Consider the following 1,127-nt stretch of genomic DNA (forward strand, 5'->3'; position numbering starts at 1 on the left):
AAAAAACCGATATCCGACGCTGAAAAGGCGGCAAATCACTGGCAATCGCTCGTGCGTAAAACCAAACCTGCGCGCCTTGATGTGCCGGCGGGTTCGGCAATCACCAATCTACCGCAACCGAGCGGCATTGACCTCTACGATGCGATTGCCAACCGTAAACTCTATTCAGGGCTGGTATTTACCTGCCAAATCGCCAATCTTCCCGAAGGCACCTTTCAAGTCACCCAATTCGATTTGCACGAAGGGTTGTCTGAACTGTTCACCCTGACCATTCAAGCGGTGAGCCCATTACCGGATATCGATTTTAAAGATGTGCTGGGTGATAAATGTGCCCTGACGGTGATGCGTGAGGGCGTTGTGACACGCCGCATTGAGGGCCTTTTGGCGAGTGTTGAGCAAGGAAATACGGACGGGGTGAAGACTTGGTATCAGTTTGTGATCCGCCCTGAAATGTGGGTGATGACCCTCAAGCAAGACAGCCGTATCTTCCAAGACACCACGGTGCCGAAAATACTTCATACTTTACTGGATGAAGCGCATGTTCCCAACGACAAGTTGCTGTACCACCCTGAAGAGCACCTTCAGCGCCCGTATATCACCCAAAAACGCGAAACGATGTTCGACTTTTGGTGTCGCCTTGCCGCTGAGGAAGGGATCACCTTTTGGTTTGAGGAAGGCTCGAAGGTCTTCTACAGCGACCGCCATTTAGGGATGAAAGCGGGGATCGACCTGACTTATAACCCACAATCGGACACCGATGTGACCGACAGCACGGTGACCGCATGGCGCTATGTGGAAAACCTGTGCAGCGATATTCGTATTGATAAAGACTACAACCCACTACGTCCGTCTCACCCGTTGAGCCACCAAGTGACAGGTGAAATTCACCAACAACATGAAGTGTTTGAAAGCTATGGGCGCTTCCAAGAAGATACCGAAGGCGACGTATTCAATCAAATTCGTTACGAACAATCGCAAAACAACCGCGAAGTCGGCACGGCGTCTACCAACTGTATTGAACTGGCACCGGGGCGTATTTTTTCACTGAGCAACCACCCCAGCAACAAAATGAACGATGACTGGCAGGTGGTCACTGCGCATCATCACGGCGTGCAGCCGCTTGCCGA

Annotated in this window: 1 protein-coding gene; it reads left to right on the plus strand. The window is 51.6% G+C overall.

Annotated elements, in window-relative coordinates; genetic code table 11:
- Positions 1 to 81: 81 nt before the first annotated feature.
- Positions 82 to 1,127: type VI secretion system tip protein TssI/VgrG (tssI, locus tag AC3Z9T_RS21380; protein ID WP_490128063.1), on the plus strand; the 1,046-nt coding region annotated here is incomplete at its 3' end.

This window comes from Providencia sp. 6390 (assembly GCF_058148425.1).